Annotated in this window: 13 protein-coding genes; 8 read left to right on the top strand and 5 right to left on the bottom strand. The window is 71.8% G+C overall.

Translation table 11 applies throughout. The features are described 5' to 3' along the window. Positions 1 to 419: 419 nt before the first annotated feature. The 3 genes from ADK55_RS31045 (at position 420) to ADK55_RS31035 (ending at position 4,850) form a co-directional block, all read left to right on the top strand. Entirely contained in the window at positions 420 to 2,423 is a 2,004-nt protein-coding gene (locus ADK55_RS31045) for an AAA family ATPase (RefSeq protein WP_063839662.1), read from the top strand. Between the two features lie 274 nt (positions 2,424 to 2,697). Then, a complete protein-coding gene (locus ADK55_RS31040) occupies positions 2,698 to 4,062 on the top strand; it encodes a carotenoid oxygenase family protein (RefSeq protein WP_053683520.1) in 1,365 nt (454 codons plus the stop codon). 137 nt (positions 4,063 to 4,199) lie between these two features. After that, the gene (locus ADK55_RS31035) at positions 4,200 to 4,850 is read left to right on the top strand and encodes an HAD family hydrolase (RefSeq protein WP_053683518.1); all 651 of its coding nucleotides are present in this window, start codon (positions 4,200 to 4,202) and stop codon (positions 4,848 to 4,850) included. 63 nt (positions 4,851 to 4,913) lie between these two features. On the opposite strand, the gene ADK55_RS31030 is transcribed toward ADK55_RS31035, so the two are convergent. Then, positions 4,914 to 5,411, bottom strand: a complete 498-nt coding sequence (locus ADK55_RS31030) for a DUF4232 domain-containing protein (protein ID WP_078999608.1) — start codon at positions 5,409 to 5,411, stop codon at positions 4,914 to 4,916. A 96-nt stretch (positions 5,412 to 5,507) separates the two neighbouring features. After that, a complete protein-coding gene (locus tag ADK55_RS31025) occupies positions 5,508 to 5,942 on the bottom strand; it encodes a hypothetical protein (RefSeq protein WP_053683514.1) in 435 nt (144 codons plus the stop codon). Positions 5,943 to 6,137: 195 nt separating this feature from the next. Here ADK55_RS31025 and sigJ point away from each other — a divergent pair, with 195 nt between their 5' ends. Continuing rightward, a complete protein-coding gene (sigJ, locus tag ADK55_RS31020; protein WP_053683531.1) occupies positions 6,138 to 7,085 on the top strand; it encodes an RNA polymerase sigma factor SigJ in 948 nt (315 codons plus the stop codon). Between the two features lie 206 nt (positions 7,086 to 7,291). Next, complete coding sequence (locus tag ADK55_RS38890) at positions 7,292 to 7,666, top strand: VOC family protein (RefSeq protein ID WP_053683512.1); 375 nt, start codon at positions 7,292 to 7,294, stop codon at positions 7,664 to 7,666. A gap of 28 nt (positions 7,667 to 7,694) precedes the next feature. On the opposite strand, the gene ADK55_RS31010 is transcribed toward ADK55_RS38890, so the two are convergent. Then, positions 7,695 to 8,132 (bottom strand): glutaredoxin domain-containing protein, encoded by a 438-nt coding sequence (locus ADK55_RS31010; RefSeq protein ID WP_053683510.1) that lies wholly within the window; start codon positions 8,130 to 8,132, stop codon positions 7,695 to 7,697. A 96-nt stretch (positions 8,133 to 8,228) separates the two neighbouring features. Here ADK55_RS31010 and ADK55_RS31005 point away from each other — a divergent pair, with 96 nt between their 5' ends. Continuing rightward, on the top strand, positions 8,229 to 9,128 hold the full coding sequence (locus ADK55_RS31005; protein ID WP_053683508.1) for a hypothetical protein: 900 nt from the start codon (positions 8,229 to 8,231) through the stop codon (positions 9,126 to 9,128). Positions 9,129 to 9,241: 113 nt separating this feature from the next. Here the strand turns inward: ADK55_RS31005 and ADK55_RS31000 are convergent, their stop codons facing one another. Continuing rightward, entirely contained in the window at positions 9,242 to 10,444 is a 1,203-nt protein-coding gene (locus tag ADK55_RS31000) for an FAD-dependent oxidoreductase (RefSeq protein WP_053683506.1), read from the bottom strand. Positions 10,445 to 10,618: 174 nt separating this feature from the next. Here ADK55_RS31000 and ADK55_RS30995 point away from each other — a divergent pair, with 174 nt between their 5' ends. Continuing rightward, a complete protein-coding gene (locus ADK55_RS30995) occupies positions 10,619 to 11,233 on the top strand; it encodes a TetR/AcrR family transcriptional regulator (protein WP_053683504.1) in 615 nt (204 codons plus the stop codon). A 72-nt stretch (positions 11,234 to 11,305) separates the two neighbouring features. Here ADK55_RS30995 and ADK55_RS30990 read toward each other — a convergent pair whose 3' ends face one another. Further along, a complete protein-coding gene (locus ADK55_RS30990; RefSeq protein WP_053683503.1) occupies positions 11,306 to 12,292 on the bottom strand; it encodes an alpha/beta fold hydrolase in 987 nt (328 codons plus the stop codon). 321 nt (positions 12,293 to 12,613) lie between these two features. Between ADK55_RS30990 and ADK55_RS38885 the strand changes: the two genes are divergently transcribed. Next, positions 12,614 to 13,222 carry an O-methyltransferase gene (locus ADK55_RS38885; protein WP_159041606.1) on the top strand — a complete coding sequence of 203 codons (609 nt, stop codon included), beginning with the start codon at positions 12,614 to 12,616 and terminating at the stop codon, positions 13,220 to 13,222. The last annotated feature ends 104 nt before the right edge of the window (positions 13,223 to 13,326 follow it).

Genomic DNA, 13,326 nt, shown 5'->3' with positions numbered 1-13,326 from the left:
CCCCCGGCCCCGAGTACCGGACCCCGAGTGCCCGACCGTGCGTGCCCGACTGCGTGCCCGACTGCGGCCCGCCCCCGCGTACACGTACGTACGCCCACAGCGGCCACCCTCCCGTGGCGCGAGGCCGGGCGACCACGAGCGCAGCCGGTGCGAACCGCCCTCCGGCCCGGTCGGCGGGGGCCGGCCGGAGCCGCGGCGCCGTCCTGTCCCATTCACTTTTCACGGCCGCCATTCCGATATCCGGGCACCTTCTGTTTCAATCAGCCGTCAAGTGGCGTGAAACGGCCGCTCTTTGCCGCGTCCGGGACCGGCGAGGAGCGCCGGCGCGCCACCCTTCGTGCCTCGCTTGACCGGCGGGCCCGAAGAGGATCCCCGGGCGGTTCCGCCCGGGGCCGACCGCGGTGAGGGGAGCCGATGTGGTGTCCGTAGGAGAGAGACTGACCAGGACGCGGGAGCGGGCGTTCATAGGCCGGGAGGAGCAACTCCACACGTTCGAGGCGGCTTTGGCAGGCGATCCACAGGCGCCGTTCGCGTTCTACGTGTGTGGACCGGGCGGCATAGGCAAGTCGACGCTGCTGCGGCGGATGGCGGACCGTGCTCGTGCGGCGGGCCGGCCGCTCGTCGAACTCGACGGTCGTTTCGTCGAGCGGGACCCCGCCGATTTCGAGCGTGCCGCCGACACCTTCGTGAAGGTCCCGGGCACCGTCCTGCTCGTGGACTCCTTCGAGCACTGCCAGTGGCTGGAGAGCCGGCTGTGGCACCAGTTCCTGCCCCGTGCCGCCGACGACGCGCTGGTGGTCCTCGCCGGCCGGCACGCCCCGCAGCCGCAGTGGACCGCCGACCCCGCCTGGTCCCCGCTCCTGCACGTGACCGAACTGGAGCCGTTCTCCGAGGAGCAGGCTCTCAGTCTGCTGGTGGCTGCCCGGATCAGGCCCGAACTGCGCGACCCGGTACTCCGCTTCGCCGGGGGCAATCCGCTGGCCCTGTCCCTCGCGGCCGCGTCGGGATCGACCGGCTGCGCACAGGAGGACATCTGGGCGCCCTCGGCGGACGTCCTGCGCACCCTGTTGGCGGGGTTGATCGGTGAGGTGCCCACAGCGGCCCACCGTCGCGCCCTGGAGGTGGCGGCGCAAGCCCGCTCGACGTCCGAGGAACTGCTCACCGCGGTCCTGCCGGAGGAGGACGCCCATCAGCTCTTCTCCTGGCTGAGGGACCTCCCCTTCATGGAGTCCACGCACCGGGGGCTCCACCCGCACGACGCCGCACGCGAGACGTTGGCCGCCGACCTGCGCTGGCGAGCACCGAACGCCTTCGAGGCCGTGCGCCGGCGCCTGGCCGACGAGTACCTGCGCCTCCTGCGCGAGGCACCCGAGGAGCAGGTGTGGACCGTCACAGACGAACTCTTCCACCTCTTTCGGGAAGGGAAGACCCTGGCCCGGCTGCGCACCTGGTCCCGCGAGGACGAGGTGCACGACCGCCCTCTGCACCCGGACGACCTCGATGCCGTGCTGCGCATGGCCGAGGACACCGAGGGGCCCGCCTCCGCGGAACTGGTCCGCTACTGGGCGCGGCGTCAGCCGCAGGCCTTCAGCGTCTACCGTCTCGTCAACACGGGCCGGATCGTGGCGTTCACGGCCCGGCTGGCCCTGTCGGCCCCTGCCGACCCCGAGGACCTGGCCACCGATCCCGTCGTCGCCGCCGCGTGGCGGTACACCGAGGCCACCGCGCCGGTGAGCCCCGGCCAGCACATCGGCGTCAGCCGCTTCTCGGTCTACCCCGAGCGTTACCAGGTCCCTTCGCGCGTCATCGACCTGAGCAGTTCCCGCGCCCAGGCGGAGTCGGCCCGTGCCCGTGGTCGGGCCTACGGCTTCGCCGTGTACCGGGATGCCGAGACCTGGGCCGAACGCGTCAAGGGCACCCTCGCCGACACCGGCGCCCGCCCGCGGGTCGGTGCGTACACGTACGGCCTGTTCAGCGTCGACTGGCGCCGGATACCCGTGGAGGCGTGGCTCCAGAGCTTCATATCGACCACCGAGGAGCCGGTCTCGCCCGGACCGTCGCCCATCTCGCGTTCCTTGTTCGACCAGGGCGTACGGGAGGCGTTGGCGCACTGGCGTGACGCCGGGGCCTTCGCCGCCTGCGCCCTGCTGCGCAGCCGTCTCGCGGCGGACTTCGCCGACCCCGTCGCGGAGTTGCGCGCTCTGCTGCGCCAAGCCGTCGACGATCTCGCGCAGGACCCGCGCGGGGTGCGCGCCCGCGAGGCCCTGGCGGCGGGCTACTTCTCCGGCGCACCCACCCAGGAAGCCGCCGCCCGCCGCCTCGGCCTTCCGTACGGCACCTACCGGCGTCACCTGCGTCAGGGCCTGGACCTGCTGTGCGAGGCCTTGTGGCAGCAGGAGCTCGACGGCCCCCGGTCACGGTAGACAACGGGGGGAGGGCGCGCGCACGCCTTCGGCGGCGCCGGGGTGGACAGGCGCGGACAGGAGTGGACAGTGGGCGCGCCCGGCTGCCCTGGATAGTGGACAGCCCCCCGCAGGAGGCTGTGCGCCATGAACCTCCTCCACCCCACACGGACGGGGCGCCCCTCCCGGCCGCCGGCCGGGCGGCGGCGGCCCCGACGCTGAACCGACGGGCCCGGCCTCATCTCGGTGACGCCGCCTGACGTTTCATCACATCCACCGAAGGAAACCCCCTGCCATGACCGTCGACAAGCCCTACCTGACCGGCCACTTCACCCCCGTCGTCAACGAGGTCACGGCCACCGACCTCACAGTCGAGGGAACCCTGCCCACCGAGCTGACCGGGCGGTTGTTCCGCAACGGCCACAACCCCAAGCCCGGTGTCACGCCCACCCACTGGTTCAAGGGCAGCGGGATGGTCCACGGCATCCGGCTGCGCGACGGCCGCGCCGAGTGGTACCGCAACCGCTGGGTGCACACCCCCGCGCTGGAGGGCGCCCCGTACATGACGGAGCGGGGACCCGACCTGACGGCCAGTGCCGCCGGTACCCACATCATCGAGCACGGCGGACGGCTGCTCGCGCTGTGCGAGGCGAACCTGCCCTTCGAACTCACCCGGGACCTGGAGACGGTCGGGGCGTACGACTTCGACGGCAAGCTGCGGACGGCGATGACCGCGCACCCCAAGGAGGACCCCGTGACGGGCGAGCTCCACTTCTTCGGGTCCTCTCCGTTCCCGCCCTTCCTCGTGCACTACGTCGCCGACGCCAAGGGCGAGATCACCCACACCGCCGAGGTCCCGGGGGCGACCGCCTCGCTCAAGCACGACTTCGCCATCACCCGCCACCACGTGGTCTTCGTGGAGGGCAACGTCACCTTCGACCCCACGGACCACTCCGGCATCCCGTACGGCTGGAGTGACCAGCAGCCCGCCCGCATCGGTGTCATGCCCCGTGGGGAGGACGGTGCCCGGAAGGTCCGCTGGTTCTCCATAGAGCCGGGCAACATGCTGCACGTCGCCAATGCCTTCGAGGACGGCCAGGGCCGCATCGTCCTGGAGGGCCCGACCGTGGACCGTGAGGGCTTCCGGCTCTCCTGGAACTGGTGGATCGGCGCGCCCGGGCGCGGCAGTGAACCCGTCGCCCGCTCCTACACCCGCCGTTGGGTGGTCGACATGGTGGCCGGCACCGTGGACGAGCAGATCATCGACGATCTGCCGGTGGAGTTCCCGACCCTCAACGAGGAGTACCTGGGCGCCGAGAACCGCTACCACTACGCCATCTCCTTCCCCGACGAGAAGGGCTTCGGTGGGTACGGAGTGGTCAAGTACGACCGCACCACCGGCGCCCGTCGCATCCACCAGGTCGGCGACGCCCGCATGCCCGGCGAAGCCGTCTTCGTTCCCGCCACCGGAGCCACGCGCGAGGACGACGGCTATCTGCTCACCGTCGTCTCCGACCTCAAGCAGGACGCCTCGCAACTGGTGGTCCTCGACGCGTCGGGTCTCGACCGGATCGCCACCGTCCACCTGCCCCACCGGGTGAGTGCCGGGCTCCACGGCTCCTGGGTCCCCGACAGCGGGCCCGCCGAACTCGCGGGCTGACCGGATCCGGAGTTCGCGACGGGACGGCCCGCTTCCGCCGCGCGCTCCGGCGTACGACCCGACGGCGCGGCCGCCCTTCCCCGATCGGAAGGGCGGCCGCGCCGCCGCCCGATCGGGCGGGCACCTATCCTGCCGGGATGATCAAGCCGATTGAACTCGTCATATTCGACTGCGACGGTGTGCTGGTCGACAGCGAACGCATAGCGGCCCGTGTCCAGGTCGCCCTGGGCGCCGAGTTGGGCTGGCCCCTCACCGGCGATGAGGTCGTCGACCGTTTCATCGGGCGCTCGCACGCCTCCATTCGCGAGCAGGTTGCCGTCCGGCTGGGCGAGGAGACGGCGGCGATCTGGTCGGAGCGGTTCGAGCAGCTGCATCGCGAGGCCGTGGACGCCGATCTCGCCCCCGTCGAGGGGCTGCCCGAGGCTCTCGACGCCCTCACCCTGCCGACGTGCGTGGCCTCCAGCGGCTCGCACGACAAGATGCGCCACACCCTGGGCCGGACCGGCCTGTACGAGCGTTTCGCCGGCCGCATCTACAGCGCCGGCGAAGTCGCCCGCGGCAAGCCCGCCCCCGATCTGTTCCTGTACGCGGCCCGGAACATGGGGGTCGATCCCGCCGCCTGTGTGGTGGTCGAGGACAGCCGGCCCGGCGTCCAGGCCGCCCGTGCGGCCGGCATGCGCGCCTTCGGTTACGCGGGCGGTCTGACTCCGGCCGAACGCCTCGAGGGCCCCGGTACCACCGTCTTCCACGACATGCGCGCGCTCCCCGCCCTCATCGCCGGGCAGTAGCCCCTGCTCGCCGCGCGGGGCCGGCCGCGGACGGTGGCGACGACCGGCCACGATTCGCGACGGCTACGGCGTGACCGGGCTGACCGTGAAGCGGTTCGAGCAGACCTGGAAGGGCGTCTTGAGCAGGACCGCGTCCTTGGAGGCGGGCGCGTAGACCTTCAGGAACGCCCCCTTGGGCAGGCACGGGCCGCCGATCGGTCCGTTCGTCGTGTGGAGGACGGCCGTGGCGCTGCGCCCGGGGGCGAGGGAGACGGCGGCGGGCACCTGCCCGTCCCGGTCCGCCGGCTTCCCGATCTGCTTCTGCTCCTCGCTCAGAACGCTGACGCCCGGGTATCCGAGCAGGGTGCACGGACGGTCGCCGGTGTTGGTGAAGCGCAGCGGTACGTACAGTTGCCCGGCTCCGACGTCCGGCGGCCCGGCGGACACGCTCAGGTCTCCCGACGCGCAGGTGCTCGCCCGTACCGGCCTCTCGGCGGCGGCCACCGGACCGACGGACACCAGCGTGGCTCCCACGGCCACAGCCAGGAGGGCGGGAATCGCTGTTCGTGCGGAGGTCGCCATGACTCACCTCGATCGTCGGGCCGGCGCGGGCGCCGGCACGGATGGTTGATGTCCGTCGCACCTACCCGTGATGCCGCCCCCGATGCATGGTGGGCGTCACGGGGTCGGTCGCGGTGAACCCCCGCCCGCGGCTTTGGACAGGGCCTGGCACAGCGCCCATACGCTGAGGCCGAACATCAGGACGCCCAGGGGTACATGCAGCGTCGGTTCGTGCGCGATGCCCAGGACGACCTGGACGGAGGCGAGTGCGAGGAAGCCGGACGCGTACAGGATGGGGCGGGCCTCGCGGCCGCCCGGTCGCCACGCCAGGATCGCGGCGAGCACGTACAGCATCGACGCCCCGTACATCACGCGCGCTCCGACGCCGTGCAACACCTCGCCGTGGGACGAGGACAGCAGCAGTCCGGCGGTGGCCGCCTGGAAGAAGATGGCCAGGGTTTGCAGGCCGATCGCGACCTGCGGGAACGTCAGTCCGCCTCCGCCCGGTGTGGCCGTCGTGCGGATGGTCGTCCGGGTCGTCCTGGGCGCCATGATGTGGACCCCTCTTCTGCCTCGCGGCGGTGGATCAGTAGTGTCTGCATTCGCTCTTCACTCACTCGACGACGCAGGCCCGCGATTTGTGAGGCGAGGCGCCGAACCCGGTTGTCCGGTGCGGTGTTTCGCCGCCGTGGAGAGATCCGGAATGAGCGGGAAGCGAACGAGGAGAGGCAGGCAGTGGTCCGGAGCATGAGCGCCGCGTCCGAGCCGGGTCACAGCCGGTCCGAGCCCCACCTGACCGTGGTCGTCGGCGAGCGGCGCCGGTTGATCAATCTCGCCTACAGGCTGCTCGGTTCGTCGACCGAGGCCGAGGACGCGGTCCAGGAGGCCTACACCCGCTGGTTCGCGCTGTCCCGGCAACAGCAGGAGGCCGTCGCGTCGCCCGGTGCCTGGTTGACGACGGTGGCCGGCCGGATCTGCCTGGACGTGCTCGGTTCGGCGCGGGCCCGACGCGAGCGGTACGTCGGCCCGTGGATACCCGAGCCGCTGCCCGACCGTACGGAGTGGATCGGTGGGCGCGCGGGCGGCGGGACCGAGCCGGCCGACCCCGCCGACCAGATCGTCCTGGACGAGTCGGTGGACATGGCCTTCCTCGTCGTACTGGAGTCGATGACGCCGGCGGAACGCGTGGCGTTCATCCTGCACGACGTCTTCCGCTACCCCTTCGCCGAGGTCGCCACGATCGTCGGCCGGACGCCCGCGGCCTGCCGGCAGTTGGCGTCCTCGGGCCGTCGGCGCGTCCGTGCCGCGCGGAACCCGGCGCCGGCGGCCGGGCAGGCCGGTCTGGTTCGCCGGTTCAAGGAGGCTTGGGAGGCCAGGGACATCGAGACCCTCGTCGGTCTCCTCGACCCCGACGCCACGATGACCGCGGATGGCGGCGGCCTCGTCGGAACCGTCCTGCGGCCGGTCGAAGGCGGCAGGAGCATCGCCCAGTACCTGATCCACATCGCCGCCAAGGCCCCGGGCCTGACACTCCTGGAGCGAACGGTCAACGGCCGGCCCGGCCTGGTCGCCCAGCACACCGGAGTCCCCGTGACCGTGGCCGCGTTCGACCTCACCGGCGACCGCGTCAGCCGCATCTGGGCGGTCCGCAACCCGGAGAAGCTCCGCGCGTGGACCGGTGACGCACAGACCTGATCCGGCGACACATCCGCGGCGACGACCCCGGACGGTGGAGGTCGGCACTGGAATCAGGTCGACCGTGATCGTCTCGTCCGGTACGGTCGCGGAGTTGTTCTCACTGCTGGGAGCCCTGCGGTTCACGCGTGGCCTCCCCGGCGCCCACCAGGCCTTCGGCCCGCATCCGGTGTGAGGGCGAGTCGTGATCAGGAAGGCTGGGGCACATGGTTTCGGTAGTGCAGAACGTGGCGATCGACTGCGTCAACGCCTACGAACTGGCCCGTTTCTGGAGCGGTGTGACGGGCCGTCCGATCCATCCGGACGTCGGACCGGGTGACCGGGAGACTCAGGTACTGCTCGCCGAGGGCCCCGCGTTGTACTTCAATCAGGTACCCGAGGCCAAGACGGTCAAGAATCGGATCCATCTGTGCCTGCGCCCCGAGACCTCTCGCGAGCAGGAGGTGGACCGGCTGCTGAGCCTCGGTGCGACCTTCGTCGCCGACCACCGGAATCCGGACGGTTCAGGTTGGGCGGTCCTCGCCGATCCCGAAGGCAACGAGTTCTGCGTTCTGCGCGGAGAGTCCGACCGGTTGCCGTGAGTCCCTGACGCCGACGGCCCACTCCCGTTCACGGAGAACGGACGAACTGTTCGCGTATCCACCGCGGATCCGGGTTGACGTGCGGCCGGCCCGCGACGACGACGGTCGGCACGGTCTCGTTGCCGTCGTTGGCCGCCCTGACGGCTGCCGCGCCGTCCGGGTCACGCCAGATGTCGACCCAGTGCAACCGGCCGGCTTCACGCCCCAACCGGATGCGCAGTCGGATGCAGTACTTGCAGCCCGACCGCCAGAAGACGATCGGCCAGCCGTCGACCGCGCTGCGGCGCTGCGCCTCCACGGCGCTGATCGACTTCGGGAAGACCAGAGGCGAGTGCACGCCCGCGAGAAGGCCGAACAGCAGCAGAAGCACCGCGGCAGCGCCGGGGGCGCCCCGGAACAGCACCCCGGCCGCGACGACCGAGCCGCAGAGCACGAACAGCATCGACAAGCTCCAGGCACGGGTCATGACGACGAGCCTATACACGAGGCGAACAGCCTCGAACCAGGCCACTCACGCGGGGCCGAGGAACGAGCGGAGGACGAAACGTCGGCGCCTTCCGGCGTGGAGGTGGTCCGCGGCGACCGCGAGGACGAGGCCGCGTTGCGCGCGGCGGCGGCGGATCGCACCTGGGACGGGGTGATCGACACCTGCGGGTTCGAGCCCCGTACCGTACGGCGGTCGGTTCGGGCGCTGGCCGGGCACGCGGGGGCGTACGCGTTCGTCTCGTCCTTCCATGCCTACGCGGACTGGCCCGCCAAGGGCGTGGACGAGACCTTTCCCCGCCACGCGTGCGCCCCGGACACCGCACCGGACGACGTGCCGTACAACGCCCTCAAGGCCGGATGCGAGCGGGCGGTCGAAGAAGGCTTCCCCGGACACGCCTTGATCGTCAATCCCGGCATCATCGTCGGCCCCGGAGAGAACGTCGGACGCCTCCCCTGGTGGCTGGAGACCATCGCACGGGGAGGCCGTGTACTGGCTCCGGGGTCCCCGGACCGTGCGATGCAGCTCATCGACGCCCGCGACATCGCCCGGTTCCTTCTCGACCGGCTCGCCGAGGGCGGCTCCGGCCGGTACCTGACCACGGGCGTGCCCGGGAACACCACCATGGGCGAGCTGTTGCGGGCCTGCGTCGACGCCACCGGCGCCGATACCGAACTCGTGTGGGCCGACGAGCGGTTCCTCCGGGAACACGACGTCGCCCCGTGGACCGAGGTTCCGCTGTGGGTGCCGGACACTCCCGAGGTCTCCGGCGCCTGGACCGCCTCGTCGGCCAAGGCGCTGGCCGCCGGCCTGCGTTGCCGCCCGGTCTCCGAGACCGTCGCGGACACGTGGCGGGCACTCCGCGACGGTGGGTATCCGCGGCCCAAGTACCTACAGGGTGAGGTTCCCGTCGGCCTGGAAAGGGACAAGCACGACGCGGTCCTCGCCGCGTGGGATGCCCGAGGTTCGCAGGCCTGACCAGGGCTGAGTCACACCGCGGGGTGATACCCGATCCGGTGGCGGCCGGTCCGGGCTCCGGACGGCGAAGGCCGCCGGATCGGCCTGCGACTTCGGACCTCGTCCGGGCCGGCTCAGTGGTGCCCGGTCATGTGGGCGAGGGTCTGTTCGGCGCTGTCGGGGGCGAAGGCGCCGTCGATGCCTTCGGCCGCCCCTTCGGCGGCCTCGACGGAGCGCGGCAGGAGGATCTTCTCGTACGCGGTGACGGCCTGGTCGACGGTGGGGTGATCGACGAGGGCCTGGGCGAGGTCGGCTCCGTCGAGCATCGCGAGGTTGGCGCCCATCCCGGAGAAGGGGGACATGAGATGGGCGGCGTCGCCGAGGAGGGTGAGGCCGGGGGTGGGTGCCCAGGTGTGCGGCACCGGCAGGGCGTACAGCGGGCGGTTGGTGTAGCCGGTGTCGGCGTCCGTGATGAAACCGAGCAGGTCGGGGCTCCATCCGCCGAACCGGTCGAGCAGGGCCGCGCGTACGGCCTTGGTGTCGGCCGGGTCGAGGCCGGCGTGCCGTTGCCAGTCCTCGTCGATGCGCATGCCGACGTAGACGCGGATGTGGCCGCCGCTGTTGCGCTGGGCGACGAATCCCAGATTGTCGTCCAGGGCCATCATGGTCCCGTTGCCGGTGAGTTCGGCGAGTGCGGGGTGGCGGGTGTCTGCCTCGTCGAGGCCTGTTTCGACGAAGGTGACGCCCGTGTAGCGGGGCGTCGCGTCGGACAGGGCGCGGCGGACCCGGGACCAGGCGCCGTCGGCACCGATGACGAGGTCGACGTCGGTGGTCATGTCGGCGTCGGCGGTGATGTCGGCGGTGTCGTCCGCGTCGGCGGCGAGGGCGTCGCTGAAGTGCAGGCGGTGGGTGCCGTCGCCGCGGGGTTCGACGCGGGTGAGCTTGTGTCCCCAGCGCACGGTGGTGGGATCGAGCGAGTCGAGGAGGAGGCCGCGCAACTGACCGCGGTCGATCTCGGGGTTGCCCTCGGCCGTGTCGGCCTCGGGCGGGATCGCGTCGAACAGGACGCGTCCGTCCCGGCCGAGCAGGCGCATCTGCTGGCCTTCGGGACGGGACCGGGCGAGGAAGTCGTCCAGCAGCCCGGCCTGTTGCAGAGCGTGCCGGCCGGATCCGGGGTGCATGTCGAGGCTGCCGCCCTGATCGCGGGAGGTGCGGGAGGTGTCCGACTCGTAGATCGTCGCGGTGATGCCGTTCTGCCGCAGGATGCGGGCGCAGATCAGGCCACCGGGGCCGGCACCGATGATCGCGATACGGGGTGTGGTGCGGGTGGTGTTCATGACGTGCTCCGTTCGTGCCGCCCCTGCGGCTCGCCGCTGTGGGACGGGGTTGTGTCGGGTGAGAGAGCGGGGCCGGGCAGTACCTCACGGCCGCCGCTCCAGAAAAGCACACCGACTCAATAAGTGCAACGGTTGCACTTTCTGGCTCGTCCCACCAAGGGGTAGGGTCGCCTTGTGAACGACACCGATCCGAGCCTCCCGTCGGCACCGCTGGGGCGCCGGGAGCGCAAGAAGGCAGCCACCCGACAAGCCATCGCCGATGCCGCGCTGCGCCTGTTCCTGGAGCGCGGCTACGACGCGGTCGGCATCCGCGAGATCGCGGACGCCGCCGACGTGTCCACCACCACGCTGTTCAAGCACTTCCCGGTCAAGGAGGCCCTCGTCTTCGACGAGGACGCCGACCAGGAAGCCCGACTGCTCGCCGCCGTACGCGAACGACCCCGGGGCCTTTCGATCCCCGCCGCCCTGCGGGAGCACGCCCTGCGCCACCGCCTGGCGGCCACCGCCGGCGACGCCCGCTTCACCGACTTCTTCGAGTTGGTGAGCAGCACCCCGGCCCTGCGCGACTACCTCCAGAACATGTGGCTGCGCCACTCGACCGCCCTCGCGCGGGCCATCGCGGACGAGTGCGGCCTTCCCGCCGACGACCCCGGCTGCGCCGCCCTGGCCCACTTCGCCCTCGAAGCCCCCCGCGCCGCCCACGGCCAAGGCGATGCGCGCCGGGCCCTCACCCGAGCCTTCGACCTGCTGGAGCACGGGTGGTCCGATCGGCCGGACGACCGACGATGAGTCCCGGTGCCCGACCGAGCGGCACGGGAAGCCGGGCCGCCTCGACGGTAGGGGCGTCGCTCGGCCCCCGGCTCACGCGGGCAGGGAGGCGAGCCAGGCGGTCAGGATGGCGTTGACCTCCTCGTGGCGCTCCTGCTGGATCCAGTGGCCACAGTCGTCGAGGATGTGCGAGGAGATCAGACCGGGCAGGGTCGTGGGGTAGGCCCGGATCGCTTCGGCCATCCAAGTGGTCGAGGCGTCCAGCGCGCCGCCGAGGAACAGGGACGGCCGGGTGACGGGCCTGCCCCGGTAGTCGGCGAGGTCCTCCCAGTCCCGGTCCATGTTCCGGTAGCGGTTGAGTGCTCCGCCGAGTCCGGTCCGCTCGAACTCCCCGGCGTAGAAGTCGAGTTCGTTCTCGCCGAGCCACGCGGGCGAGTGGTCGGCCGGGAACCGTTCGCGCAGCGTCCCGCCTCGGCTGACGAAGTGCGGGTCCGGGGCGCCGGGTCCGGGCATGGTCTCGGCGGAGAACGCGGCGTAGAAGCCCGCGAGCCACCCGCGGACGTCGGGTTCGATCTCGGCTTCGGCCCGACCGGGCTGCTGGAAGTAGGAGACGTAGATCTCCTCGTCCCCGCCCATGCCGGCGAAGATGTCGCTGGGCCGCGGACCGCCCGGCGGCGCGTAGGGGACGCTCAGCAGGCCGACCGCGCGGAAGACGTCCGGCCTGATGAGGGCCGAGTGCGCGGCGATGGTCGAGCCCCAGTCGTGCCCGACGATCACCGCGGTCTCCTCGCCGAGCTCCCGCACGACGGCGACGGTGTCCTCGACCAGGTCGAGCATTCCGTACGAGGCGACATCCTCGGGCCGGGAGGAACGCCCGTAGCCGCGAACGTCCATCGCCACCGCGCGGTATCCGGCCGCGGCCAGCACGGGCAGTTGGTGTCGCCAGGAGTACCAGGACTCCGGGAACCCGTGCACCAGCAGCACCAACGGCCCCGCGCCCTGCTCCACCAGGTGGGTCCTGCCGGCAGGAGAGGCGACCACGCGATGTGTGGCACGCGAGATCGGGTCGGGCTGCGACATGGATTCCTCCGGGCTGTCGGTCGATCGGCTTACGTCGAGTGCGCCACTGCCCGGTACGGGGTGGCCCGCGGGTCAGGGGCGCAGAGCGATCATGCGACGGCCGGCGAGACCACCGCGACTCCTGTTGCCGTCTTGGCAACACTCGGTCGGGGTCCCCCACGCACCGCCGGTGCGAACAACCCGGGGCCCGGACGCCGCGCGGCCGGAGGGGGACCACCGGGTCCGTGCTCACTCCCCCGGCAGCAGATCCCGCAGCCCGGTCCGGAAGGTCGGGCAGTCCAGGAGGGACGGATGCCAAGCGCCACATCCAAGGCGAGGCCGGTGACGACACGTTGGAACAGGTTCCGTACCGCCGGTGTGGCGGTGATCGCCGCCGTACGGCACCCCGTCGACGTGGCGGACCCCTTCGCCGACGTCCAGGAGGCGACGCGCCGACACCGGCGCGCGCACCGTTGCGGTGCCTACGCCTACGGCGAGGGGTCGTTCCCCGCCGTGATGGCGGCCGCCGTGGGGGCCCGCAGGATCGTCGAGGTGGGCACGGCCTTGGGGTACACCTCCCTGGCCATGGCGTACGCGGCGCCGGGGGCGCACGTCGAGACCGTGGAGATGGATCCGGAGCACGTCGCACTGGCGCGGGCGGAGATCGCCCGGCGCGGTTTCGCCGAACGGATCTCCGTCCTGCCCGGCGCCGCCGAGGAGGTCCTGCCCGGACTCGGCGGTGGCACCTACGATCTCGCCTTCTTCGACGGGTTCACCCCGACGCCGGCGGTGGTGGAGGACCTGTACCGGCTGCTGCGCCCTGGCGGAACGCTGCTCGCCGGCAACCTGATCCTCGGCCCCGCGCCGGCGGTGACCCGCCACCTGGCCGATCCCGCCCGCCGGCGCACGCATCCCCTCGGGGAGAGCGCGCTGTGCGTGAAGATCCCCTGAGGACCCGTGGGCGCCTCGGCTCGTATCGGAGTCCCAGCGCTTCGAGGTGTCCGCCGGCCGCAGTGTGGTCTGCGGCCGGCGGACACCTCGCCCCCCGTCGCCCG

Source organism: Streptomyces sp. WM4235, from assembly GCF_001279725.1.
Classification (GTDB): domain Bacteria; phylum Actinomycetota; class Actinomycetes; order Streptomycetales; family Streptomycetaceae; genus Streptomyces.
This window is presented reverse-complemented; position numbering and strand designations above follow the sequence as displayed.

What these genes read in the sequence shown, in the direction of transcription:
- ADK55_RS31040 (WP_053683520.1), top strand. Translation starts at nt 2,698, where the DNA reads ATGACCGTCGACAAGCCCTACCTGACCGGCCACTTCACCCCCGTCGTC.
- ADK55_RS31035 (WP_053683518.1), top strand. Translation starts at nt 4,200, where the DNA reads ATGATCAAGCCGATTGAACTCGTCATATTCGACTGCGACGGTGTGCTG.
- ADK55_RS31030 (WP_078999608.1), bottom strand. Translation starts at nt 5,411, where the DNA reads ATGGCGACCTCCGCACGAACAGCGATTCCCGCCCTCCTGGCTGTGGCC.
- ADK55_RS31025 (WP_053683514.1), bottom strand. Translation starts at nt 5,942, where the DNA reads ATGGCGCCCAGGACGACCCGGACGACCATCCGCACGACGGCCACACCG.
- sigJ (WP_053683531.1), top strand. Translation starts at nt 6,138, where the DNA reads ATGAGCGCCGCGTCCGAGCCGGGTCACAGCCGGTCCGAGCCCCACCTG.
- ADK55_RS38890 (WP_053683512.1), top strand. Translation starts at nt 7,292, where the DNA reads ATGGTTTCGGTAGTGCAGAACGTGGCGATCGACTGCGTCAACGCCTAC.
- ADK55_RS31010 (WP_053683510.1), bottom strand. Translation starts at nt 8,132, where the DNA reads ATGACCCGTGCCTGGAGCTTGTCGATGCTGTTCGTGCTCTGCGGCTCG.
- ADK55_RS31000 (WP_053683506.1), bottom strand. Translation starts at nt 10,444, where the DNA reads ATGAACACCACCCGCACCACACCCCGTATCGCGATCATCGGTGCCGGC.
- ADK55_RS30990 (WP_053683503.1), bottom strand. Translation starts at nt 12,292, where the DNA reads ATGTCGCAGCCCGACCCGATCTCGCGTGCCACACATCGCGTGGTCGCC.